The 24,834-nt window shown below is 30.9% G+C and carries 13 protein-coding genes and 4 tRNA genes; 10 read left to right on the top strand and 7 right to left on the bottom strand.

Features of this window, described 5'->3' with window-relative positions; genetic code table 11:
• Nucleotides 1–4 precede the first annotated feature (4 nt).
• Nucleotides 5–724, bottom strand: a complete 720-nt coding sequence (gene lptE / locus KTT71_RS02190; RefSeq protein WP_216782232.1) for an LPS assembly lipoprotein LptE — start codon at nucleotides 722–724, stop codon at nucleotides 5–7.
• A 31-nt stretch (nucleotides 725–755) separates the two neighbouring features.
• Nucleotides 756–3,338: a leucine--tRNA ligase gene (leuS, locus tag KTT71_RS02185; protein WP_216782231.1), complete on the bottom strand. Its 2,583-nt coding sequence runs from the start codon at nucleotides 3,336–3,338 to the stop codon at nucleotides 756–758.
• A 1,406-nt stretch (nucleotides 3,339–4,744) separates the two neighbouring features.
• Between leuS and KTT71_RS02180 the strand changes: the two genes are divergently transcribed.
• The 4 genes from KTT71_RS02180 to KTT71_RS02165 all read left to right on the top strand — a co-directional run bounded on the left by KTT71_RS02180 (nucleotide 4,745) and on the right by KTT71_RS02165 (nucleotide 5,232).
• Nucleotides 4,745–4,821, top strand: a tRNA-Arg gene (locus KTT71_RS02180).
• A gap of 83 nt (nucleotides 4,822–4,904) precedes the next feature.
• A tRNA-His gene (locus KTT71_RS02175) sits at nucleotides 4,905–4,980 on the top strand.
• Between the two features lie 17 nt (nucleotides 4,981–4,997).
• A tRNA-Leu gene (locus KTT71_RS02170) sits at nucleotides 4,998–5,081 on the top strand.
• 74 nt (nucleotides 5,082–5,155) lie between these two features.
• Nucleotides 5,156–5,232 (top strand) — tRNA-Pro (locus tag KTT71_RS02165).
• A gap of 1,831 nt (nucleotides 5,233–7,063) precedes the next feature.
• Here the strand turns inward: KTT71_RS02165 and KTT71_RS02160 are convergent.
• The 5 genes from KTT71_RS02160 to lpoB form a co-directional block, all read right to left on the bottom strand.
• On the bottom strand, nucleotides 7,064–7,471 hold the full coding sequence (locus tag KTT71_RS02160; protein ID WP_216782230.1) for a hypothetical protein: 408 nt from the start codon (nucleotides 7,469–7,471) through the stop codon (nucleotides 7,064–7,066).
• A 1,779-nt stretch (nucleotides 7,472–9,250) separates the two neighbouring features.
• Nucleotides 9,251–9,466 (bottom strand): 50S ribosomal protein L31, encoded by a 216-nt coding sequence (gene rpmE / locus KTT71_RS02155; protein WP_216782229.1) that lies wholly within the window; start codon nucleotides 9,464–9,466, stop codon nucleotides 9,251–9,253.
• 311 nt (nucleotides 9,467–9,777) lie between these two features.
• The gene (priA, locus tag KTT71_RS02150) at nucleotides 9,778–11,976 is read right to left on the bottom strand and encodes a primosomal protein N' (RefSeq protein ID WP_216782228.1); all 2,199 of its coding nucleotides are present in this window, start codon (nucleotides 11,974–11,976) and stop codon (nucleotides 9,778–9,780) included.
• A 689-nt stretch (nucleotides 11,977–12,665) separates the two neighbouring features.
• Complete coding sequence (gene potD, locus KTT71_RS02145) at nucleotides 12,666–13,736, bottom strand: spermidine/putrescine ABC transporter substrate-binding protein PotD (protein ID WP_216782227.1); 1,071 nt, start codon at nucleotides 13,734–13,736, stop codon at nucleotides 12,666–12,668.
• A gap of 1,285 nt (nucleotides 13,737–15,021) precedes the next feature.
• Nucleotides 15,022–15,621, bottom strand: coding sequence for a penicillin-binding protein activator LpoB (gene lpoB / locus KTT71_RS02140; protein WP_216782226.1), 600 nt, complete (start codon nucleotides 15,619–15,621; stop codon nucleotides 15,022–15,024).
• Nucleotides 15,622–18,618: 2,997 nt separating this feature from the next.
• Here lpoB and KTT71_RS02135 point away from each other — a divergent pair.
• The 6 genes from KTT71_RS02135 (at nucleotide 18,619) to cysD (ending at nucleotide 24,822) form a co-directional block, all read left to right on the top strand.
• Nucleotides 18,619–18,735 (top strand): DUF2627 domain-containing protein, encoded by a 117-nt coding sequence (locus KTT71_RS02135; RefSeq protein WP_216782225.1) that lies wholly within the window; start codon nucleotides 18,619–18,621, stop codon nucleotides 18,733–18,735.
• A 43-nt stretch (nucleotides 18,736–18,778) separates the two neighbouring features.
• The gene (gene cspE, locus KTT71_RS02130; RefSeq protein WP_216782224.1) at nucleotides 18,779–18,988 is read left to right on the top strand and encodes a transcription antiterminator/RNA stability regulator CspE; all 210 of its coding nucleotides are present in this window, start codon (nucleotides 18,779–18,781) and stop codon (nucleotides 18,986–18,988) included.
• A gap of 511 nt (nucleotides 18,989–19,499) precedes the next feature.
• Nucleotides 19,500–20,468 (top strand): PTS mannose transporter subunit IIAB, encoded by a 969-nt coding sequence (gene manX, locus KTT71_RS02125; RefSeq protein WP_216782223.1) that lies wholly within the window; start codon nucleotides 19,500–19,502, stop codon nucleotides 20,466–20,468.
• 56 nt (nucleotides 20,469–20,524) lie between these two features.
• The gene (locus KTT71_RS02120) at nucleotides 20,525–21,322 is read left to right on the top strand and encodes a PTS mannose/fructose/sorbose transporter subunit IIC (protein ID WP_216782222.1); all 798 of its coding nucleotides are present in this window, start codon (nucleotides 20,525–20,527) and stop codon (nucleotides 21,320–21,322) included.
• 15 nt (nucleotides 21,323–21,337) lie between these two features.
• The gene (locus KTT71_RS02115) at nucleotides 21,338–22,201 is read left to right on the top strand and encodes a PTS mannose transporter subunit IID (RefSeq protein ID WP_216782221.1); all 864 of its coding nucleotides are present in this window, start codon (nucleotides 21,338–21,340) and stop codon (nucleotides 22,199–22,201) included.
• A gap of 1,712 nt (nucleotides 22,202–23,913) precedes the next feature.
• Nucleotides 23,914–24,822 (top strand): sulfate adenylyltransferase subunit CysD, encoded by a 909-nt coding sequence (gene cysD, locus KTT71_RS02110; protein WP_216782220.1) that lies wholly within the window; start codon nucleotides 23,914–23,916, stop codon nucleotides 24,820–24,822.
• Nucleotides 24,823–24,834: the final 12 nt, after the last annotated feature.

Below are 24,834 nucleotides of genomic sequence, written 5' to 3'. Positions count from 1 at the left end.
GTTATTATCTAATGCTACCTATTTTATTATTAGGGCTACCCGTGATCTCAGTATGATTATTCTTTACTAAATTTTGATTATTAATACTATGTAATTCTGGCGCAGAAGTTTTTATATTTACTTTATTTTTGTTCTTTTGAAATTTGTCTGCGTATACAAATAGTAACTTATGTACTAGCTGTTTTGCTGCCTGATCACACATTTCTTGGCAAATTATTTCCTGTTCAGCGTCTTTTGCAAGAGCTTTTAACGGATTATTAAAAAATGAACGATATACATAAACATTTAGTGTATGTAGTTTTTGTGCTCCAAGTGATAATTCTGCACTAACTTGAAGTATAATTTGGGATTCAGCTGTCTTACCATCCCGAAATATTGACACTGTTGCCTCTGGATCATTACTACTAGAAATGCGTAATGAAGGAATGTTATCAGAGTTATTTGATTGTATATCAATGCCATTATATTCATTAACCATACTGCTTTTTGTTCTATTTAATACTTTTTTTACGCTATATTCAATTCTCTTGGGATCAATAATAGTGATGCCTACTAGATGCAGTTGTTTGCGAATAGAGCGAGATAGAGATCCATAAGGATCTTTTGTGTCGAGCGTAATCTGGCGTAATTCGTTTGGTACTAAAGCATTGCTGTAACGATGAAAGCCGCAGGAAGTATTTAATACGATCATTCCTAGGAAGAAAATTTTAAATAATGATCGCATGATAAATTTTATCACCCTATGCCTCTCTGGGTCAATCTATTACAAGATTTATAAGTCTGCCTGGAATGTAAATAATCTTACGAATGGTCTTGTTATCTAGATATTTTAAAAACTTTTTTTCTTGTAATAAAATTTTTTTAATCTGTTCTTCAGTAGCTTCTGCCAGAATATTAATTCTACCGCGGACTTTACCATTGATCTGAATTACGATAAGCTTAGATACTTCTATCATTGCATTTTCATCAGCAACAGGCCATTGTGCAAAATCAATATTGCATTTACAGCCAAGCGCTGACCACATTTTAAAGCTAGCATGTGGTGTAAAAGGATATAACATATGAATGACGTTTTGAAGGGACTCTTGCATTAGTGCGCGATCTTGCTCTGTCTCTTGAGGGGCGCGCGCTAATTTGTTTACTAAGAGCATAATAGCGGAGATAGCAGTATTAAAGCTTTGACGACGATCTATATCATCGCTCACTTTTGCAATAGTTTTGTGTAGCTCACAACGCAGAGCTCTTTGGTCTGAGTTTAACCCCATTACGTTTAAAAAGGCGCATCCTCCTTTTTGTGTGTGCTTGTAGACCATCCTCCAGACACGCTTAAGAAAGCGATGTGCACCTTCAAGCCCAGACTCCTGCCATTCCAATTTCATCTCAGCCGGAGAGGCAAACATCATGAATAGTCTAAGAGTATCAGCACCATAACGTTTTATTATACTCTGAGGATCTACTCCATTATTTTTTGATTTAGACATTTTAGTCATTCCGGCATAAACAACTTGACGCCCTTTTTTATCTACTCCCTTGATAATGCGTCCTCTCTCATCACGTTCAATAGTGATATCAGTGGGAGAAATCCATTCAGGTTTACCATTGGCTCCAGCGTGATAGAACGCGTCAGCTAGAACCATACCCTGGCATAATAGACGTTTTGCTGGCTCATCAGAGTTAACGATACCTTCATCCCGCATTAGTTTATGGAAGAAACGAAAATACATAAGATGCATGATAGCATGTTCTATGCCGCCCACATACTGATCGATCGGCAGCCAGTAGTTAGCAATTTCTGAATTGATCATACCCGCCTGATAATCTGGACAGGTGTAGCGTGCGTAATACCAAGAAGATTCCATAAAGGTATCAAAAGTATCAGTTTCACGTATTGCTGGTTTATTGTTAATAATAGTTTTTTTCCAGTTAGGATCAGATTTTATTGGGCTACTTATTCCATTAATAATAATATCCTCAGGGAGGATAATAGGCAGTTGATCTTCTGGTACTGGAATAAGGGTACCATCTTCAAGGGACAGCATAGGTATCGGTGCCCCCCAATAGCGCTGCCGGGACACTCCCCAGTCACGAAGACGATAATGGATCTTACGTGCACCTACGCCTATGTTTACCAAGTGATCAACAATAGCATTAACAGCATCTTTATTATCTAATCCATCAAATTTACCGGAGTTGAATAGTTTACCTTTGTCGATCATTGCTGATATGTGTATATCAGGGTGACTACCATCTAGATTTAGGATAACTGGCTTGACCTGCAAATTGTATTTCTCTGCAAATGCCCAGTCATTTTTATTATGCGCAGGAACAACCATTATAGCACCTGTACCGTATTCTATATGTACAAAGTTTGTAATCCATAACTGCAGTTTTTCTTTGGTCAGTGGGTGTATAGCAAATAGACCAGTGTTTAATCCTTTCTTTTGTATATTTGCGATGTCTTCTTCAGTAAATCTAGTTGTTTTGCATTCTTCGATAAAATGAAATACTTGTCTATTCTTGATCATTACTTCCTGTGCTATCGGATGATCTATGGCCATAGCAATACAGGTGACACCCATTAAGGTATCAGGGCGAGTTGTATAAACGATCACACTTTTTTTAATATCTGCAATCTCGAAGGTAATTTCGATTCCTTCAGAACGACCAATCCAGTTACGCTGCATTACTTTTACTTTTTCGGGCCAATTTTCTAGCCTATCTAAATTACGTAGCAGTTCTTCCGCATAAGATGTAATCTTGACAAACCATTGCAATATTTCTTTAGACTGAACTCTCGTATCACAACGCCAGCAGCAGCCATTAATTACTTGTTCGTTAGCTAAAACAGTCTGGTCATGCGGACACCAATTAACATCAGATATTTTTTTATAAACCATGCCTTTTTCATATAGTTTTATGAAAAACCATTGCTCCCAGACGTAGTAATTAGGATCACATGTCGTGATTTCTCTACTCCAGTCATAGCTAAATCCCAGTCGTTTAAGCTGTTTTTTCATATATTTGATGTTATCGTACGTCCATCTTGCAGGTGCTGTTTTGTTATTAATCGCAGCTCCTTCAGCTGGCAGACCGAAGGCATCCCATCCTATGGGTTGAAGTACATTTTTACCCAACATGCGTTGATAACGAGAAATGACATCACCAATAGTGTAGTTACGTACGTGACCCATGTGGAGTCGGCCAGATGGATATGGCAACATGGAAAGGCAATAGTACTTTTCTTTCTTTTGAGACTCAGTAACCTCAAAGGTTTTCTTTATATGCCAATAATTTTGGACTTGTGATTCAATATCTTCTGGACGATATTGTTCTTGCATAGTAATTACAATCCTGTGAGTAAAGCAGATATAAATATAGTATTATATGTTCTGAAGTGAATGCTAGTGTTAGTGTTAGTGTTAGTGTTAGTGTTAGTATTAGTATTAGTATTAGTATTAGTATTAGTATAGAATACCAATAAGGATTTGTGCAACAATAGATGATCACTTTGATTAATGGTGTATGAATGTATGGTAAGAAAAGTAGAATTGTATTCTATTAGAGTATCGAGTACACGTTATGTATATGAGTATTTATAAATATAAAAATTTTTAATATTGAAAATATCAAGACATACATTCTTGCAGAAGATTAACTATAGAATAGTATTTGATCAATAGCTATTTACAGTCTGTTAGAACTCTTGACTATCTCTATGATTTCACTATTTATTTTATTAATATAATTTTTAGATTACGTTGATTGAGATTATCAAATATTATTAAACAAGTACATAGTAATTGATTGTATTTTTCACCAAATAACCCATCTAATCTGCTGATTAGTGTATTCATAGATTCAGGAAGATAGTGCTTAGTATAAAAAGTCCACACTGTTGTTCTGTCATACTTGTTTGAGATCTATGTTATAGAAAAGTCATCATCATTGTAATTTTTCTTTATAGAAAACCATTCAGTAATTGCGGTATTGCTATTATTTCACTCGATGAAAGCATGCTATTAACCAAAGATCATTTTTCTAAAAAAATGCTATTATTTTGAGCAATATCTCTAATGTTATATTTTATATAGAAAATGATTTTATCAAAAATATTGTTTCTTATTTGCAGACTGTTATAGTTTAGATCTTTATAAATTTCCATCTTCGGTTTTGCCGTATATCTTTATTACGTGTTGATATAATAGAAGTTACCTACTGTTTATCGACGAAGATCTTTACATATATTTAATATATTTACCTATTTGTATTTATAGTTTTCTGTTGTTCTCGTTGATCGATTCCCTGTCTTTTATTAAAATAAAGTTGATCTATTTCTCTTAATATAGAGAAAATATTTAATAGTATAATTAGAACTAAGTGTTTGCTATACGATTTAATCGTAGAAAGATTATGCATGATATCTTGACTTATGTCAGTGTCTTTTCAAGAACTAATCTTCTAGTTCTAGAACTTATTAAAGATATTTATATGATTAGAATTTAGATATATCCCAAATGTGAGATAATATTTTGCAATACTCTTTAAAAAATCATATTAGTTTGCATAATCTAGTGATTATGTTTGTTTTATTAGTTTTACAACTAGAAAATATATTAGAGAATAAAAGCAAAAAATATTTAAAACTTCTATAAAGCTTGCAAATTTTAATATAATAATATTATATAACAAAATACTAGACATAATCACACTAAATTCGTAATATCTATTGCCCAAAAGCAAATAAGCGCTCGTAGCTCAGCCGGATAGAGCGCTGTCCTCCGGAGACAGAAGTCTCAGGTTCAAGTCCTGTCGAGCGCGCCAGTTTTAATTTATTAGTTGATCTTATATTATTAAAAATAATTAGTAAAAGTATGCAATAATATAAAATATTATAATCTTGTATGGTGGCTATAGCTCAGTTGGTAGAGCCTTGGATTGTGATTCCAATGGTCGTGGGTTCGAGCCCCATTAGCCACCCCAAATTCATCAGAGGAATTGCGAAGGTGGCGGAATAGGTAGACGTGCTAGCTTCAGGTGTTAGTGTCTTTATAGACGTGAGGGTTCAAGTCCCTCTCTTCGCATCACACCTAATATAAATTTAATAATTTTCTCTTAGAAGTAAAATAATTAAGTTATTAAATATGATTAATTTTGTCGGCGAGTAGCGCAGCTTGGTAGCGCAACTGGTTTGGGACCAGTGGGTCGGAGGTTCAAATCCTCTCTCGCCGACCACTATATTTGCGCAGACATGTGCAATGAAAATATCTATAGTCATCCTCTATTTCTATAAAGAAATTAAGAGATATAAAACACAGTCTTTATGTTTTATATCAAATTACTCTAAATGATATCTTCGTGCATTTACTATACTTTCTTAATTTTCCTTGAATCATAATTTATTAGAACTTTATTAGCTCAAATGCTATTAGCTTCAGATATTGTGTGCCATTGTGTCAAATGGACATCTTATTTATGGGGTTCTGCTAAAATGAGGCTTAAGGATTATCATAACTATTAGCGGGTATTTCTTATATTTTATATGGGGCCTCTTTTATTTCCGGTATAACTATATTTAGAAGTTTACAGCACTCTAGATATAAATAGATTCTATAATTTGACCTTTATCTACATTCTAGCTACTGATTTATGTCTTTTAACTAAATATTTAAAAGATCATTTTCTATATTCTTGAATATCAAATTACCATTAGACAGAGTGCTCCCTAGCATTAGGAATGCATCTATTATTCTATTACTATCGTTATTATATTACTATTATTGGATGAAATTATTTTATCGATTAATTCACCATATGATGTGATTTATATTTATCATCTATCTTGATTAATAAAGACAGCTATAATAATGTACTGTTCTGTAATTTTTTCTTACTTAGATTTGTTTTGGATTACTGTTTGAGTACAGCTTTATATGGCATAATATAATAAAACTTATAACACAAATGTGTAAAGTAGTTAAAATTATTATAATGGCATTACTTAATGAAAAGGCTGGAAAGATTATATCTATGATAGTGATTTGTGTATCACGATTTAAAGATGACCTAAATACTTGCTTTGTGTTTTTAGTGAGATATTTTAGATATTAATAATTCTCAGGTATCTTCGTCTTTTACATATTATTGCATATATTAATTCTTAAATAAATCACGATGTGATATTTACATGTATTCTGGTTTTTCCTAATAATTTTACTTATTCCACTACAAAGTATATAAGGTCGATATATAAATGCTTAATTCTGATGTTTTGCATGTTTATCCCTGAACAATTTCACCTAACTACAAAATAAATCATCATGCTTGCGATGATGACCTTATATGCAGCAAATGTTTCTAAATCATATTTATTGAAGTTTCTTCTATGAACTTATTTCTAGTGTTCTTCAAGCCTGTGTTTTACCTAAGATGCGCTAAAATAAAAAATATCAACCGTTTTTACTTGCTATTATTAAGATGCTAAGAATAAAACTGCACTTCTCATATGGGGATATCACGGCTATTACTTTGTATCTCATAAAGTTATTACTATGCTTAGTAAGCAGACAGCATCAGCTGATAGCAGTATATTCGCTACATAAAAAATTTATCAAGAGATCTATTATGATGATCTAATAGTATTTTTGTTATTGAATTAGCAAGATTTGTATCATTTAAAATATAAAAATTATATTTTATTTAAGCATAGCTTAGAATTGATACCTCTGCTGAGGTTTTATCTATGATGTATAAGAATATATTAAAGTAATTACTTGGCTTTTATTGTGCTTATTTTAGTATCTTTTTGGAAAATTTTAGTCTTTATACGTTAATTTATGGCACTATTTTCTATTGTTTATAATATTAATGATATTTTGTCCCTGATTAAATAGCATGCATTTAACACGCTTTGATTCTCGAAGAGATCTATGATAAAAATTGATGATTTTTAAAGAACGTAATAAATTTTGTAAATCCGTCTGTACTAGGTTGTGGTCTAGCTATTTATACCTTATAGAATTCTCGATATTACTTTGATCTTTGTAGGGCAATTAAGATGTATGAGTTAATGTTTAGACATATCAGAGCGGAATTGTTCTAATAGCTGTCGTTGTTCTAGGGTAAGATCTCTTGTCTGATTACCTGCATTCAAGGATTTACTATTTGGTTCTATTGGTAAAGAAGGTAAATACTCAGGATGCTCAAGCTCTTTAATATAACTCCATTGCTCTTTTGGTTTAGGGGGCAGCGCATCAGCATATATATGCTGAGCCTGCTTAGGCAATAGTTGATTACCGCATGATATATGCTGCGTTAAAAAATAAATCCCAATAGCAAAGGCAGTACAAACCCCCATAACAATTATTATAATATTTTTATAAGGACGTAGAAATAACTTCTTATTTTTCTGCGTATGTATTAAGAGCTTTGCTCTTGATGATTTTTTCCGTCTGATGTAATCGCGCTGTGCCACCGTCTTTTCACATAGTAATACCTTACATCTTGTTGCTATGCAGGCATATTATTGACTTCTGTTAAAATATATTAAGCATATATTTATATTAAGGATGCTATGATACTGAATTCACTCAATTCAACTAGTTATCTATCGAGCAAGAAATATGAACCATCACTAGATAAATACACATCATTTAGAATAAACGAGTAATGAAATCATTAAGAAACTGTAGTCTAAAATGTATGTCATATGTCTGCATCTTAATTTTGATAAAATATTATTTATTAAAAATATCTATTTTTAGACTAAATTTTCTCTCATGTGTTATAAATTTTATATTCTTAAATATAACATTATTTTATACAATTATCATTATTTAACATCTTCTTAATCATTTGATTTTTCACTCGGGATAAAATTATTGAAAATATTATAAAATTATTTTATTTAATTATAACTACCTTCTATTAACCACCATTAGCATAGTGCTAACATTAACTTTAGTTATACATATTCAACACTTAAGACCTGGTTCATTAGACTCTTATTTATTTAAGATTCTTATTAGTTTCATAGAAGAGGTTTAAAATTATATTTAGTTATGAGGCTAAAGGATAAGGCATTTCTTTATGAAACCCGTAGAAATTTTAAGAAATGAGTGCAAATCCTCTTAAGGATTTCAAGCTACATCACTTCTAATTTTTTAGAATCATCTTGTATTATCAATTGCTATTTATATTGATAATAGGTTACCTCAGGAGTCTAAATGACTTTCAATTTAAAAAATTTAGCTAGTATTATATGTGTATATCAAATAGTAAACCAGAAATAAATGAAGTGCGTATAATTAAACTGCGGCAATACTTCTTGCGTAAATTCCTAATAATATTTTTGTAAATTTTCTCATAGTACTTTTATAGACTACTACAGATAGTAGTCTTAGGAGTGGCTTTTAAGAACTAATAAAATTACTAGTGAATATGTTTTCAAGGTATAAATAGATATTTAGAAAAATTTTTTTGCGCTCTTTATCCTAAATTAAGTATATATTATCATAATAATATTTATTATAGTGTATCTTTTTTAGTTAGCCTCAGCAATCTGCTATAAAGATTTATAATACTTTTATTTTTCTTAAAGTTATGGTTGTATATGCTATAACTATAATATCTTTATTTATAAATTTTATATCCCAAAATACTCTACACTATTTTATCATATGTTATAACTCAAGAATAATAATGGATATCATACGTATATGTTTATTAGTTCAATAGTACTCTTAAGTTTTAGTACATATGGATAATCCAGGTGAATTCAAAAAAGTTGTGGCTTGATCTTCTTATAAGTATTATTAATTTTTATGAAACATTAATTAATCACATCTGTAAGATTAGATCTTTTTATCTCTGATAGTTTCTATATTTCTGTATTATTAAAGAGTTTTTGCAAAAAAATTGTTAGTACATGATATAAAATCAAAGTACCCTCTATCAGATAGAGAGATAAGTTTTATTGCTTGTCATGCAATACACAGAGAAATTCAACAATCTTTATTATTGATTGTATTTTGAGTGCACGTTCACATCAATTAGTATATTTAGTATATCAATAAGATTTATAAATACTATCCATAGAATTATTTAAGATAATACATATCTCACTAAACTATCTGACTATCACAAGAATGTGTTGCACAACATTAGCATAAGCGGTGTCAATGATTATTACAAGAAATATAATGTCTAAGAAATTAGCGAAGCCAAGACAAGAAAATTATTATTTTTAATAATATTACCGTTTTATGGATGGCACCCTAAAACGTTTGTTAAATCGATCAATACGACCACCAGTGGCAATATTTCGTTGCTTGCCTGTATAGAATGGATGGCAGTTGCTGCATACATCTAAATTTAAGTCATGACTCGCGGTAGAATAAGTTGTGATCACGTTGCCGCAAGAACATGTTGCAGTTATTTCAATATATTTTGGATGGATATCTTGTTTCATAGGATAACCTCAGTTGAATTTATATCATTCTTGGAATCTACTAAAATAGGCATTTAATACATTTATTTTTATAAATAATTCTATTTAAATTTATGGATTATATAGGCATAATACTTATACTGCAATTTATTTCAAAACCCTGTATTATGCCTTAGTATATCCTTAATAAAAATAGACATATTATGGTGTAATATAATTATTATGAGAAGTATATTATTAAATAATTCTTCTTATAGATCGGAATATAATGCCTCTAAATCATTATCCAATGAAACTATTTTAAAAATATTTCTAAAAATTTCGTTGTGTATTTAATAATCTATTGGATCTACATCTATCGTCCATTCTACTTTTTTTATTATAGGTAAGCTTCTGATAAGTGGCATGATTCCTTTGACTATTTTTTGTAGGTATGCACGTGAGGGATGTTCAATTAATAACTGCCAGCAAAAACACCCGCCACGTTTAGGTTGTAAAGACGGGATAGGACCAAATATCCAAAATGATTTATCTCTAAGCGGGCTATTTTCCAATAAATTTCTTGATTTTTGTAAAAACTTTACTGCATTTTTATTGTCGTAATCTTTAGCACGCATAAGTATATGATTAGTGTACGGAGGTAAAGATGTATCTTTACGTTTTTCGAGTACCTGTCTGGCAAAAGCATCATATCCTTTATTGATCAATGTTAATGTTAGGGGGTGTTCAGGATGGTGTGTTTGCAATATCACTTCCCCATGTTTTTCTGGGTGTTCTACTTGAGCGGTCACTTGTGTATATAATTGAGCAAAACGTTCGAAGGCATGAAAATCAATAGAAAACATTGCGCTATCAAAGTCAAGTAGAGCGACTAGCGTGACGTTATTATTTATATTTTTCTGTCTTTTCGCTAACATTTGCGTGCCTATTAATATACTAGCACTTCTGCAGTCTATATCAGCTAGTTGTTTATCTAATGATTTTTTTCTTATGGTATCGCGATCAATACGCATAATTTTTGTTTTAGGGAATAGAAGATTTAACTCTGCTTCAAGCTGTTCAGTGCCTCGTCCTACAGTTAACATATTTGGGCTTTCGCATTTTGAACACTGTTGTGGAATAAGTATTTTTGTATTACATAGATGACAATCTAGATGATCTTTTTCATGATGTAGAGTGTAGTAATGGTCGCATTTTTTGCATACTATAATCCATCCACATTTGTGGCACATGAGGATGGGAGCAAAACCGCGGCGATTAAGAAGCAAAATTACCTGATTACCTACGTTAATATGCTGCTTCATCCTTGTTAACAGGGTTTCTGATATTCCGGCTTTAAGCGGTATCCTGTTTAAATCTACGATATGCTTCATAATTGACTTGCTGCTTACTCGTCTCTTAGTTAGTCGAAGTTGTCGATATTTTCCTAATGTAACATTGTGTATAGTTTCTAAGGACGGAGTGGCTGAGCTTAGTAATATTGGGATTCCCTCTTTATGCGCTCGCAATATAGCCAAATCACGGGCGTGATATCTCAACCCTTTTTTTTCCTTATAAGAACTATCATGTTCTTGATCAATAATTATGATGCCCAAACGTGCAAAAGGTGTGAATATTGCCGAACGTGTCCCTATTACTACTGCACTTTCTCCATTACGTGCACGTAGCCATGATGATAGTCTTTCATTTATACTTAAATGAGAGTGAAGAGCATCAATAGGTGCGTTTAAACGTTTTCTACAGCGGGTAATGCTTTCCATAGTTAGATTTATTTCTGGTAAGAGCACTAGAGCCTGGCGTCCCTCTTTTAAAATATGTTCTATTACATTAAGATAGACTTCTGTTTTTCCTGAACTGGGCACTCCTTCAAGCAGCCAGACAATAAACTTTTTATCTTGGTTCTTTATCTCTTTTACGGCAACGGCTTGTTCTTTGCTGAGTGTCAAGCATTTGCTATTTTCTACATAATTATGTTGCCAATTATCGGTCTTGGATGATTTAGTACATAATTCTACTAGTCCTTTTGCTTTTATTTTTTTTAGTGTAGTTTCTGTTATATTATATTCTATAAGTTGATCTCGATAGAGCGGGTTATTTACCAGAATTGCGAGAGCCTGTTGTTGTTTTGGTGCGCGTTCTAATAATTTTAAAGGTAAAGACGATCCTGCTGCTGTGACTCTCCATTGCCGCCTTTCGTTTCTCTGTGCAGTATTTCCTTGGCGCAGCATAACTGGTAGAGAATGGAGAAGCACTTTTCCGAGGGGATAATGGTAATAATCTGCAGCCCAGTGCAGCATATACCACGTGTAAGAAGAGAAGAGTGAGACATTGTCTAATATTTGATCGATATATTTTAAATGTTTATGTGGTAGTTTGCTACTTTCAAGAGAACCAGTGATAATACCAATCATCTTATTTCTCCCGAAAGGCACCAAGACCCGTGCACCTATAATCGCTGTTACACTAGATGGTATAAGATACTCAAAAATTTTAGTTAATGGAACAGGTAAGGCTACTGTAACGACCTTCATGTTTAATCCTGCTTGGTTTTTGAAAAGAAATCATCATCTTAAGACTGCTCTGTAAGAGTGGAGTTATATATCTATTGCTGTATAGCTTTGCTTGTCGTCAATATAACTAAGTTAAAGATCATAAATATCACCGATTATTTTTATACTTATTTTAATTGTATGGTCTCTCTATCTCAGATGGTAACACTGAAACAAATTTTTAATTCTACAACATTGATTGATTAGGTAATGAGCATTAGGTGATATACAGATTATTTCTTACATGCATTGTAACTATAGGTAGGGTCGTATTTGATATGACGTATGTTATTGTCTATCGAGTATTGTCTAGTATTATTTTAATATGTATTATCCTTAAATATAGGATGTATCTGCTTTATAGAGATTAAGTCTATAATGGCTAGATAAGTAAATAATCAACGTTGTTAACACATATTATTTTAATTATGTTATGCTTCTAATGAGTCATTGTTAGTATAATCCTCGATCGTTTAGGTGGCGAGCTATAAAATAGTAATATTGCTTATACCACAGTGAATTATAGTTATTTTATTTTTTTCAAAAGCTTTCAAACTATTATTATAAATAACAAATAGATTTTTATTGGTCTTCTATTACTATTTATGAATCAAGTATTGACGTCATTATCAAAACCTATGTTATATATGCTATATAAGTGTTAATATAAGTTATGAAATCTCAGCTTTTAGCTGCTGGAAGTAATGCTCATACATTTCGCTTGCGGCGCTACCTACGTCATTCTGCCATTCTCCATGTATTATTGTTTTTGTATCCGGATATAAAGATTTATCTTCAATAATATATTTTGGCAGCATTTTCTGTGCAGCCAAATTTGGAGTTGGATAGCCGATAGTTTGTGCAATCTGCAGTGCAATATCAGGACGCATCAGAGAATCAATCAGCTTTAATGCACCTTCTGGGTTTTTAGCATTGACTGGAATAGATAGACTATCCATCCAGAAAATACTACCTTCTTGTGGTAAAATTACTTGCAGTGGCACACCAGATTCACGAGCAATAAATGCGGATCCATTCCAAATCATGCCCAAACTCACTTCTCCTGCCATGTAGGGGTTAGCAGGGTTATCTGAGTTGAATACCAATACGTTAGGCATTAGCTTTCTGAGTTCTTGATAGGCAGCTTCAATCTGTTTGGGATCAGTGGTATTACCAGAATATCCCAGTTTTAGCAGTGCCATGTGAAAAACTTCACGCGCATCATCAGTAAGCAATAGACTACTTTTATATGCAGGATTCCATAGGTCACTCCAATGAGTAACTATATTAGGATCTATTTGATTAGAGTTAATACCAATAACTGTTGCACCCCATAGATAGGGAATAGAGTAGTCATTTCTAGGATCAAAATCCTTGTACAATAGATTGGTATCTAAATAATGGAAATTCTTGAGCTTAGACTTATCTATCTTTTGTAGCATACCTTCTTTTCTCATTTTAGCCACAAAATAAGTAGAAGGAACAACCAGATCATATGCGCCACTTTGGTATGTTTTTAGTTTAACATACATCGCTTCATTAGACTCGTAAGTTGAGTAAATCACCTTAATACCGGTTTCTTTGGTGAACTGCTCTAGTAATCCGGGAGGTACGTATTCACTCCAGTTATAAAAATATATAATGTTATTGTCATTTTTCCGTTTTGGACAATCGTCGGCGATTGTAGTATTAATACCTAAAGCTAATAAAAATGCAATTAACAGAGGTGAACACTTTTTCATTCAGCGCATCCCAGTAGTTAAAGTAAAAGAATAAAGAGAAATTCTCTATGAATAATCTATGAAATATCTTGATAATCATAAAGGTTATCTATGATTATTACATTAGGAAGGGGTATTCTATCTTTCCAAATGCTAGAGGTAAAGTAGGCAAGAAATATTATTATGTTTAGAAGTACAGCACTGCTGTATGCAATATATAAAACCTTGTTTAACAAATTACTGTAAGTTTAATTGTTATTTTACTTTATATTCTGATTTGACTTTATTATGATAAAATAGATCTTTATTTGAACTTAATTAACTGCATAAAATATGGTAGCTATGTTAATGAATTTTTTATGATCATATTTTATAATACATGAACCTCTTGTTCAACACTGATTTATGGACTGGTAATTACAAATAATTATATCAAGATATTTTATAAAAAGTTTGATATTTAGCAAATAGATATAAATCTATTGTTAATAATATTGTTGTGCTATTGTATTAAAATTAGTGTTAGTTTTATCTAGCAGATAGCCAAAAGAGAGACTTTGAAGAATAGAAATTTTGCTAATACTCATTGATATTAATTTGTTTTAGAAAAAAATATTTAATATGCTTAACTAATGTATTTATTTATTTTGATTGAATAAAAATATAATTTTATATGGTTTAATCTAATTAATTAGTATCTATATTTTAAGAAGAATGATCTTATTACATAGAAATTTAGCATTTAATATCTTGATATATTAACAATCTTTATTAGATAGTCCTATTTAAGATATATGATGAAGAATTCTTCTAATAATTTAGAAAATATTATAATAAATCATATAATTCACAAAAAATACAATATTGATGCACCATAAGAACAGTTAAGTTATATAACAACTTAAAATCTTTAATTAAAGAGAAATATCTAAATATAAGTAATTAGGTCTAGTAATAGAAATGCGATCATGCAGTAATTATATCATCTATTTATATAAAAATCTCAGAAATATACTTTTAGGTATAGAAAATTATCAAGAACACCTTAAGTGATGAAGTAATTCATATGCTGAGCAAGCTCTGCACAATGTAAATAATATTATGCATTTTTTTTTGAATAAAAAATCTACAAAATATAGAATTTATTACTTATTATTAGTCCTTAATATTGCTGTGATCTTTATAATAATATATATTATATCATCTTACTGTTATACTTTTTATACCCCTAGCGGGAAGAAGATCTAAAATACGGATAGCACGGGTAAGTATTAAAATAATTAATGATTTCATTTATATAAAAATATTAATGAGATACTGTACCTTCACCATGCCAAATGATTTCACCTGTTTTTACCAACATCAGTTGCATAATAATGTGGGGTGAATGTACCTCTCCTGCTGCAGTACTGTATAGAACATATTGAGCATTTAATATATGTCCTAAATCAATAGCCTTGCGCCGTGAACCTAAAATATCCTCTGCAGATAATCCAAGATATTGTTTAGCAAGTGTTATCTTAGTTATAGGGACAAGATTGAATGTATTGCTCTGCTTCAGTGCTTTTTGTAGTTCTGCAGTAGCAGCATATACTTGTAAGTTACCGTTAGTCTGGTTCTGTATATTATCTACTAACAATACATCACCTCTTGTAATCTCTGGTAAGCATAGAATCTTGTGAATTAATGGTGCTAGGCAATCCTTCCATTGAAAGCTTTGAATCTTATCCGACGTTGGAGGTGTATTTAATTGCAACTGTTTCGACGGTGTCGTTAGTGAAGTTACAGGCATCTTGTTTTGAGTGCTTAACTTACTTTTTAATATAGCTGTACTATCTTGCTTTTTAAAGACTTGACATCCTGTTAGAAATAATGCTGCGAATGCTATAAATAAAATATTTTTCATTATTGCTTTCCTTTAGTTATTTAAAGTTGTTCTCATTCTAAGAGGATTGACACAACGACTTTTCCTGCTATGGATTCATCTATAACTAATGCCTAGTACCATCTACAATTTTGTCTTGATTGGCCTCTGTAAATTTTGTATTCCTAGTTTTATTAGATATTATTTATTCATAATAGCAAAAAGCATTTTAGTTCTAAAATTACTATTTTATATAGTAGTTTTATTTAGAAAAAGTAAATCTCATTTTCATTACATTACTGAATCCTGATATTTATTTTTATTGCATCTTTATGCTATTGCAAAAATAAAATTATCATCTAATTATCATTTCTTTTAGTCAATCACAATTTATATTATTAAATATACTTTATATTACCACTGTATAAGTCAGGTATTGTCTAGTAGGTACTATTATTCTCGAGAATGATTTATGTAATATCTTGTTGTAATAATATATTTTATCTTATTTATCATACTTATGATAAGTCTTTATATTTAATTTCTATCTTACTTAATTTAAGCCACCCGATTGTCTTACAAAGATCCATATTTCCTCATTACTGGTTTTACTACGTCTTGCAAGGAAGTCAATATGAGCATCAAATAATAAAAAGAAATTATTGTCTAGTTTAGAGCATTTATTTTGTAGTCATAATTTAATTATGTATTTTAATTTCAATAGACTATACAGAGAAATATAGTAGAACTATATTTAGGAATGTTAAATATATTTAATATATATTTAAATATTGAGCGAAGTTAAGAACTAAACAATGTATAATTATTTATTGAATTAATATTAAAGATATACAGGGTATGTAAAAATAGAAAACTATATCAAGAGTATGAATTAGTTAGTTCAAAATATTATGAATAAACATTAGATTATTTTTCTTTAGGCCTGCTAAGACATACAGTGTAATCTAAGTAACAGGATCATCTATGATGTAGCTTTCATCCAAATAACACTGTGTATAAATGTTGCTATTAATATCAGCCTAACACCACCTTTTCTATCCTTGTAGACTAGGTTTTAAATAAGCATTAATTATTGAATCAAGTAATTAATGACACATATACATATAACATTATATGTATATTTTTTAAAAAGTATTGCGATGTAATCTGTCTAAGATTTTTTAATTAATTTTCAGAAAGATCTCCTTACTCTTTATATGATATATAATAGCGAGATATTATGACATTTATTAAAACTATATGAAGCATATGATAGATATTTAATATGGTTCTTACATACCTTAAGATTTCTCAGTGGAGATGATAGATTAAGCTGTAGTACTTATATGTATTATATTTTGATTGAGTAAAAAATAAATTACTGTATATTATATACTATATTAATTTATCACTGGGATATGTTTTAATTATTCAATAATTAGAAGCAAAATATTTCATCATTTTTTGATATTATAGATTATTTAATCTATACAAGCTATTTAGTAAATAAAAATATTTTTATAGAGCTAATAAATATTATTTTAAATATATTAGTAGATAACAATTTTTCTGGTGAAATATAAAAAATGTTATTAATTATCTCAAATACACTATTAGTAATTAAAAATAACACCTGTTAAAGCGATAATCTATCAAATTTGTTAAAAAATATTAAATTTAAGGATTTGTAGTATATTTATGAAGTATTCTAATAAAATGGAATTTCACAAGAAAATATCCTACTTTAATTACTGGTATACATATAAGATAAATAGCATAATAATTATTATACATAGATTATGATTTATTAGTCTAGACACAGTTTGCTGGTCATTTCTATTTAGGATGTAATAGTAAAATATATCGATAAATTTAGTAATTTATCTAAAATAGATCTTATCTATTATTTTATCCTGAAAAACCTTATTTAATATGGTAAAGATATTTATTAATAAATGATAATGTAATTTTTTAGGATATACTAGTTCTTTAATATAATTATCTTCTTATGAAGATAAGAATTAAAATCATAATGGCAAATAATCTTCATAATATTATTTATATAAGTTATGATAATTGTAGGGAATAATATTAATTTAAATATGTAATTTCTGTTTATAATATTTGAATATTTTATATAATTTTGATTTATTTATTTATAATATTTAATTTGTTGCATATGGTACAACAGATGATGCTTATTTCTCTTATAAATAGATGAAATATTATGAAACACCTAATTATGCATAGATATAACAATACTAAATTCTAGATACTTGAGATAAACGCTATATTTTAATACTTAAGAGGGTAAAAATCTTATTTATATTCATGACAAGGTTAGAGTATTATGCTAAATTAGACTGTTGACTGCTATTCAGATATTTTTATTCTTTTTAGATCTTCTTAATATCATTAAATTTAAAATAATATTCAGTAATTACAATAAATAAAGGGATATATAAATATTATTGATAATTAGAATGTTTGCATATAAAATATATACAATAAAAATAATAAATATATAATTTATTATAAAATATCTAATAAAAATTAATAGCTTTAGGTTAGTAGTAAAACTTCTAAATCTAGCTGTTTTAATAAGACAACTCTTTAGCCAAGAAGTATTACATACAAGATAATGCAACATGAGAATAAACTTTTTACTAATTATATTACTTAACATAAGCGATTAATCTTTACCTAGTTTCTTTTGAATAAAATTAAGAAATTCATCTTGCCTTTATTGAAAGATATATATATAGTAAAAAATAATAGTAATTTATTGCTTTAAAATCTATAAGATGCTTCTTAGGATTATCTTAAAGATGGCGCGGGTAAGTAATAGAGACGCTCCAAGTAAGTATTAATAAAGTTTCTTATAGATCTAAGTTCTATGAGCATTCATTTATTGAATTAATTCATATATTTTAATGATCGTTATATTTTGTACGATGTGGCTTTTGTTATATAAAATTTTTAGCCATTGAATGCAGATTTCATGATAATATATAGGTAAAATGAGGTAAAGTTCTGTATATGTGTGGCATTTTTAGTAAAGAAGTTCTGAGTAAAGACCATGGCGTTGACTATCACTTCTCTGATAATTCTTATCTTAGTGCCTCAATCAGTAACTACTCTAGTTTGTCTGTGTAGCGCCTTAAAACGCTTTAAACAATCCAAAGGAAATATACTCAAGATGTCTAAGATAAAAGGTCAAGTAAAGTGGTTTAACGAAGCAAAAGGTTTTGGTTTTATAACACCTACTGATGGAAGTAAAGATGTTTTCGTGCACTTCTCTGCAATACAGGGTAACGGTTTTAAGACTCTTTCTGAAGGTCAGAATGTTGAGTTTGAGATCCAAGATGGCCAGAAAGGACCATCTGCAGTTAATGTAAATGCAATATAAAATAACAGCCCATAAAAAACCCGCAAAAGCGGGTTTTTTATGGGCTGTTATAAGAGAAAAATTTTTATATAAATCAGGATAATCATTATTTACAAAAATAATCATCTAGCTCTCTATACTGACGCAGTAATTATGAAATTCTTTAAATATGAGTAGTATTTTAGCATTTCTTCCATTTAGCATAAAATATGAAAGTTTTTAGTTTCTAAAAACAGAAACTATTTCACTTTTTAAATATATAATTTTATGCTAAAACTGTTCTGTTATGGTTTATACGATACTAACGAATTTATGTGTATACACAATAGAGAAGAATCTATAAAAATTTATGGTATATCTAACTGATTGTTATTGTTCTATAATAACAATCAGTTAGATATACCACTTATTTTAGTAGTGAGCAGTTACTCGACAAGGATGTATCTACAAATCTTTTGACTTAATTATATTTTTATGTAAGTGAATTCTACTAGATCTTAAAGAATGACAGAAAGTAGATAGGAGGTAGCGAGTGAGTAGTGTTGCTATTATTATTGGCACTCACGGAGCAGCTGCAGAGCAATTGCTCAAAACTGCAGAAATGTTAATAGGTAAACAAAGCAATGTTGCCTTTATTGATTTCGTTCCCGGTGAAAATGCTGAAACATTAATTGAAAAGTATACAGAAAGACTAAGACATCTGAAATCCAGTAAAGGTGTTATTTTCTTAGTGGATACATGGGGTGGTAGTCCTTTTAACGCAGCTAGCAGCATTGTTATAAACAAAGATAATCATCAAGTAATAACTGGTGTTAACATTCCAATGCTGGTTGAAATATTTATGGCTCGAGATGATGATCTTTCATTCGATGAGTTGGTTGTATTGGCATTAAAAACAGGTCGTGAAGGTATTCGCATACTTTATGCACCAAAAGCTCAAGTTCCCGAACCACATACAAAAATCCCCGTCTCTAAATCACTAAAAAATTTAACAAAAACCAAAGATAACATGCAAATATGCTTAGCACGTATAGATGATCGTCTTATCCACGGACAGGTTGCTACGTGTTGGACGAAAGAAGCAAGAGTAAGTCGGATTATCGTGGTAAGCAATGAAGTTTCTGCAGACAATACACGTTCTACGTTACTTAAGCAAGTAGCCCCCCCTGGTATTACAGCCCATATTGTCAATATTGAAAAAATGATCCGTGTTTATAGTAATCCTGATTACGTGCATGATCGTGTTATGCTACTTTTTACTAATCCAACAGATGTAGTTCGTTTAGTTGAAAGTGGTATACGAATTACTTCAATAAACATCGGTGGCATGGCCTTCAGACATGGGAAGATTCAAATAACTACCGCAGTTTCGGTGGATGAAAAAGATATTATAGCATTCAAAAAACTAGATTCATATGGTATTGAATTGGAAATCAGAAAAGTACCCAATGAAAGCCCTCTAAAGATGATAGATTTAATTAAGAAAATTAATAAAAGTTGAATCGGAATTTTAGATTCGTTTTTTGAACTCAGCTCTCTGATTAGAGGAGAAGTGCAATGGAGATTACCAACCTTCAGATTGTACTGATATTTATTGTTGCTTGTATTGCAGGAATGGGCTCTATCCTTGATGAAGCCCAGTGCCATCGTCCCCTTGTTGCTTGTACTTTGATAGGTATTATTCTAGGCGACATGAAAACTGGGGTTATTATTGGAGGCACTTTAGAAATGATTGCTCTGGGCTGGATGAATATTGGTGCTGCAGTAGCACCCGATGCAGCTCTAGCCTCTATTATTTCCACGATTTTAGTAATAGCTGGTGGACAAAGTGTTGGCGCGGGGATAGCACTTGCTATTCCATTGGCAGCCGCCGGACAAGTTCTGACAATTATTGTTCGTACTTGTACTGTCGGATTTCAACACTGTGCAGACAGTGCTGCCGAGCGTGGCGATCTACGAACAATAAACTTACTACACTTTTCAGCTTTAATCCTTCAAGCTATGCGCATTTCAATTCCAGCAGTTGTGGTTGCTATTTCCGTAGGCACTAATGCCGTCCACAATATCCTTAATGCTATACCCGATATTGTGACCTCTGGTCTAGCTATTGCCGGTGGCATGATCGTCGTTGTTGGTTATGCTATGGTCATTAATATGATGCGCGCTGGATACCTCATGCCTTTCTTTTATTTAGGTTTTGTTACCGCGGCTTTTACTAATTTTAATTTGCTTGCATTGGGTATTATAGGTATGATTATGGCAATTCTGTATATCCAGCTTAGCCCTAAATACAATACATCTAAAGTTGTCAAAATTCCTGAAATTAATAACGATCTTGATAATGAATTAGACTAAGTAAAGGTGATAGAAATGGTTGATAAAACAGTATTATTTGCAAATAAAAAAACTGAAAAAAAACTTACCTCAGGTGATCTAAGCAAGGTATTTTTGCGATCTAACCTATTGCAGGGTTCATGGAACTTCGAGCGTATGCAAGGATTGGGTTTCTGTTTTTCTATGATACCAGTTATACGTCGTCTATATCCAGAAAACACAGATGAGCGTAAGCAGGCAATAAAACGCCACTTAGAGTTTTTTAATACACACCCATATGTTGCGACCCCTATTCTTGGTGTAACTGCCGCAATGGAAGAACAGAGGGCGAATGGTGCTTCAATTGATGATGGCGCTATTAATGGAATTAAAGTTGGTCTTATGGGTCCATTAGCTGGTGTTGGTGATCCAATATTTTGGGGTACTTTACGCCCAGTATTCGCTGCTTTAGGCGCAGGTATTGCCATGACTGGCAGTTTGCTTGGTCCATTACTATTCTTTATATTGTTCAATATGGTGCGTCTTCTGTTTTGTTATTATGGTATATCTTACGGTTACAAAAAAGGTCTTGATATTGTCAGTGATATGGGTGGAGGCGTCTTACCTAAATTAACAGAAGGAGCATCTATCTTGGGTCTATTTGTTATGGGAGCCTTGGTTAACAAGTGGACACATGTAAATATTCCGCTTGTCGTTTCCCGAATTACTGATCAAGTAGGTCATACTACAGTCACAACTATCCAGACTATTTTAGATCAGTTGATGCCTGGTCTAATACCGTTATTTTTAACTTTCGGTTGTATGTGGCTATTGGGTAAGCAAGTCAATGCACTGTGGATTATTATAGGTTTTTTCATGATAGGAATTTTTGGTTCTTGGGCCGGCCTACTAAGCCTATAATAAATAATATAATTTATATAGTACTATTAAAAATAAATAAATCCAGTTGTTAAGTTTTTTCAAAAATTATATGCTTTTATTATTCCATTGACTATTATCGCTCTTAATAAAGAGCTGGATCCCCAGCTTTTTATTAAGAGCGATAATAGTCAATGGATTTATCTTGCTATAGTTAAATCTAAGTTATTAATTATATTTTATATAATTACAACATCAACAGTGTAAGAATCTAGTTAATATAGGTAAAGGCTTCATATGCTTAATAAATATTATACTTTTTTAAGTATTAATTATCAATTCTACTAGAATTAGTATTCTGATGAAATAATTTTTAAGAGTTATAATTACTTAAGAATCTCATCCTCAACAAGTAAAGTATATTGCTGATCTGCATGTATTTAAATTGATCAATTTATAACCTATAACACAAAATGGCTATATTATTTTTATGTAATAGCAAGATAATGTAATCATAAAAATAACTTTCAACATAAGAAAATATAGAAATATTATAAGTTGAATAAACATCTTCTCATAATGAATCCAATATAATCATAATATTCTCTAAGATCTATACGTACCTTTCTAAATCTTGCAAGAACGATTCAGGTAGTAAATGATAGCAAGAAAATCCATAAGTTATACACATATTATCACACATTAAATGATCACTGAGAGCAGTAATATTTAGAAAATAGTTCATAGACCTTAATAATATTTATTTAAGAAAAGTTATATGTTTTCTTGAAAATACTGTTATATTATGCGCGCTCTCAGTCTACTAAAATTAAAAATTATTTTTAGAAAATATAGATATCTTTCAGAAATTTTAAGTTATTAAGATGTTAGGGTTATCAAAAAGTATTGCATATATAGTTATTATGATGATTCCTAGTACTGTGAGTAATACAGCTTTACTCATGATTTATGAAAAGAAATATTTCTTAAAATTTCGTATTAAGATTACTTAGTTTCTTAATAAATTGATGAAATATTAAAGAAATATGCATTATATATTATTGTTTATTTGTACTTTATCTCAGAAATAAATTCAACTATATTTTTATCAACCTAGAGATTATAGTCTTAATTTCATTATTTTAAATTCTATAAATTATCTTGTATTAGAGTGTCTCGTTTGTCACACACTAGCGTGTTTTTATTCTAAAAATCATGTTAAATATTCTTATTATTATACTGAGCTGAATCAACACTAAAACTCAAATTATTAATTATATCAATTAGATTAATGAGAGGTAATTAGTTATAATTCTGGCATCCTCTTCTTAGCTCATCCATGATCGAATGATCGTAATTTATTTAAGTTGTATCGTGTTTATGCTGGAGCAGTTAATATTCTAAGTAGATCTATATTTTAGATTATGCCGCGCTTAACTCCACACAAGATATGATTAACCCTATATTATATAGCTCTATAACATGATTTAGAAAGACATTGCATAGCCTTTAGGCTTGTTATTAGTTATGTCTATCACTTTAGACCCTTAATTGATTTTATTTTGTTTAACTCAATGAGTTATGATAAAATTTATATTATTATTTAAAGTTATATCTGCTTTAGTCCACCTAAATTAATCAGTACCATAGAAGTTGATCGAGCGGGACCACATCCTCTAAGGATGCATGTATTGAAAGAATAAGCCGAGGTATATGTGTGTATTTCCGTTGAATTTCTAGCTTAAGGATTTTATATGAATACGCAAAGACTAACGCATTTACAAAATCTCGAAGCAGAAAGCATTTATATTATTCGCGAAGTGGCTGCTGAGTTTTCTAAACCAGTCATGTTGTACTCCATTGGTAAAGATTCTTCTGTTATGTTGCATTTAGCTCGTAAGGCATTTTATCCTGGAACATTACCTTTCCCTTTATTGCATGTTGATACTGGATGGAAATTCAAAGAGATGTACAAATTTCGTGACCATACAGCTACAATTTATGATTATAATCTTCTAGTATATAATAATCCTGAAGGAGTACGCATGGGCATGAACCCATTTGTTCACGGAAGTGCTAAGTATACGGATATCATGAAAACTGAAGGACTAAAACAAGTATTAAACCAATACGGTTTTGATGCAGCATTTGGGGGAGCGCGCCGTGATGAAGAGAAATCTCGCGCTAAAGAGCGTATATACTCATTTCGTGACTGTCAACATCGTTGGGATCCTAAAAATCAGCGAGCGGAGCTGTGGCATAACTATAACGGACAAATAAATAAAGGGGAAAGCATTCGTGTATTCCCGCTGTCAAACTGGACTGAACTTGATATTTGGCAATATATATATCTAGAAAACATAGATATTGTGCCTCTCTATCTTGCTAAAAAACGTCCTATTATTGAGCGTGATGGGATGATGATAATGGTAGATGATGATCGCATCGATCTTCAGCCTGGTGAAGTAGTTAAAGAACGAATGGTTCGTTTTCGTACCTTAGGTTGCTGGCCTCTTACCGGTGCAGTAGAATCCTGGGCACAAACACTACCAGAAATTATTGAGGAAATGTTGACTTCAACAACTAGCGAGCGTGAGGGTAGGATGATCGATATCGACCAGTCTGGGTCTATGGAGTTTAAAAAACGCCACGGTTACTTTTAAAGATTGGCAGAG

The sequence above is a fragment of the Candidatus Profftia tarda genome (genome assembly GCF_904848675.1).
GTDB lineage: Bacteria > Pseudomonadota > Gammaproteobacteria > Enterobacterales > Enterobacteriaceae > Profftia > Profftia tarda.
Note: the sequence above shows the minus strand (reverse complement) of the source record. Positions and strands in the feature narration are given on the sequence as shown.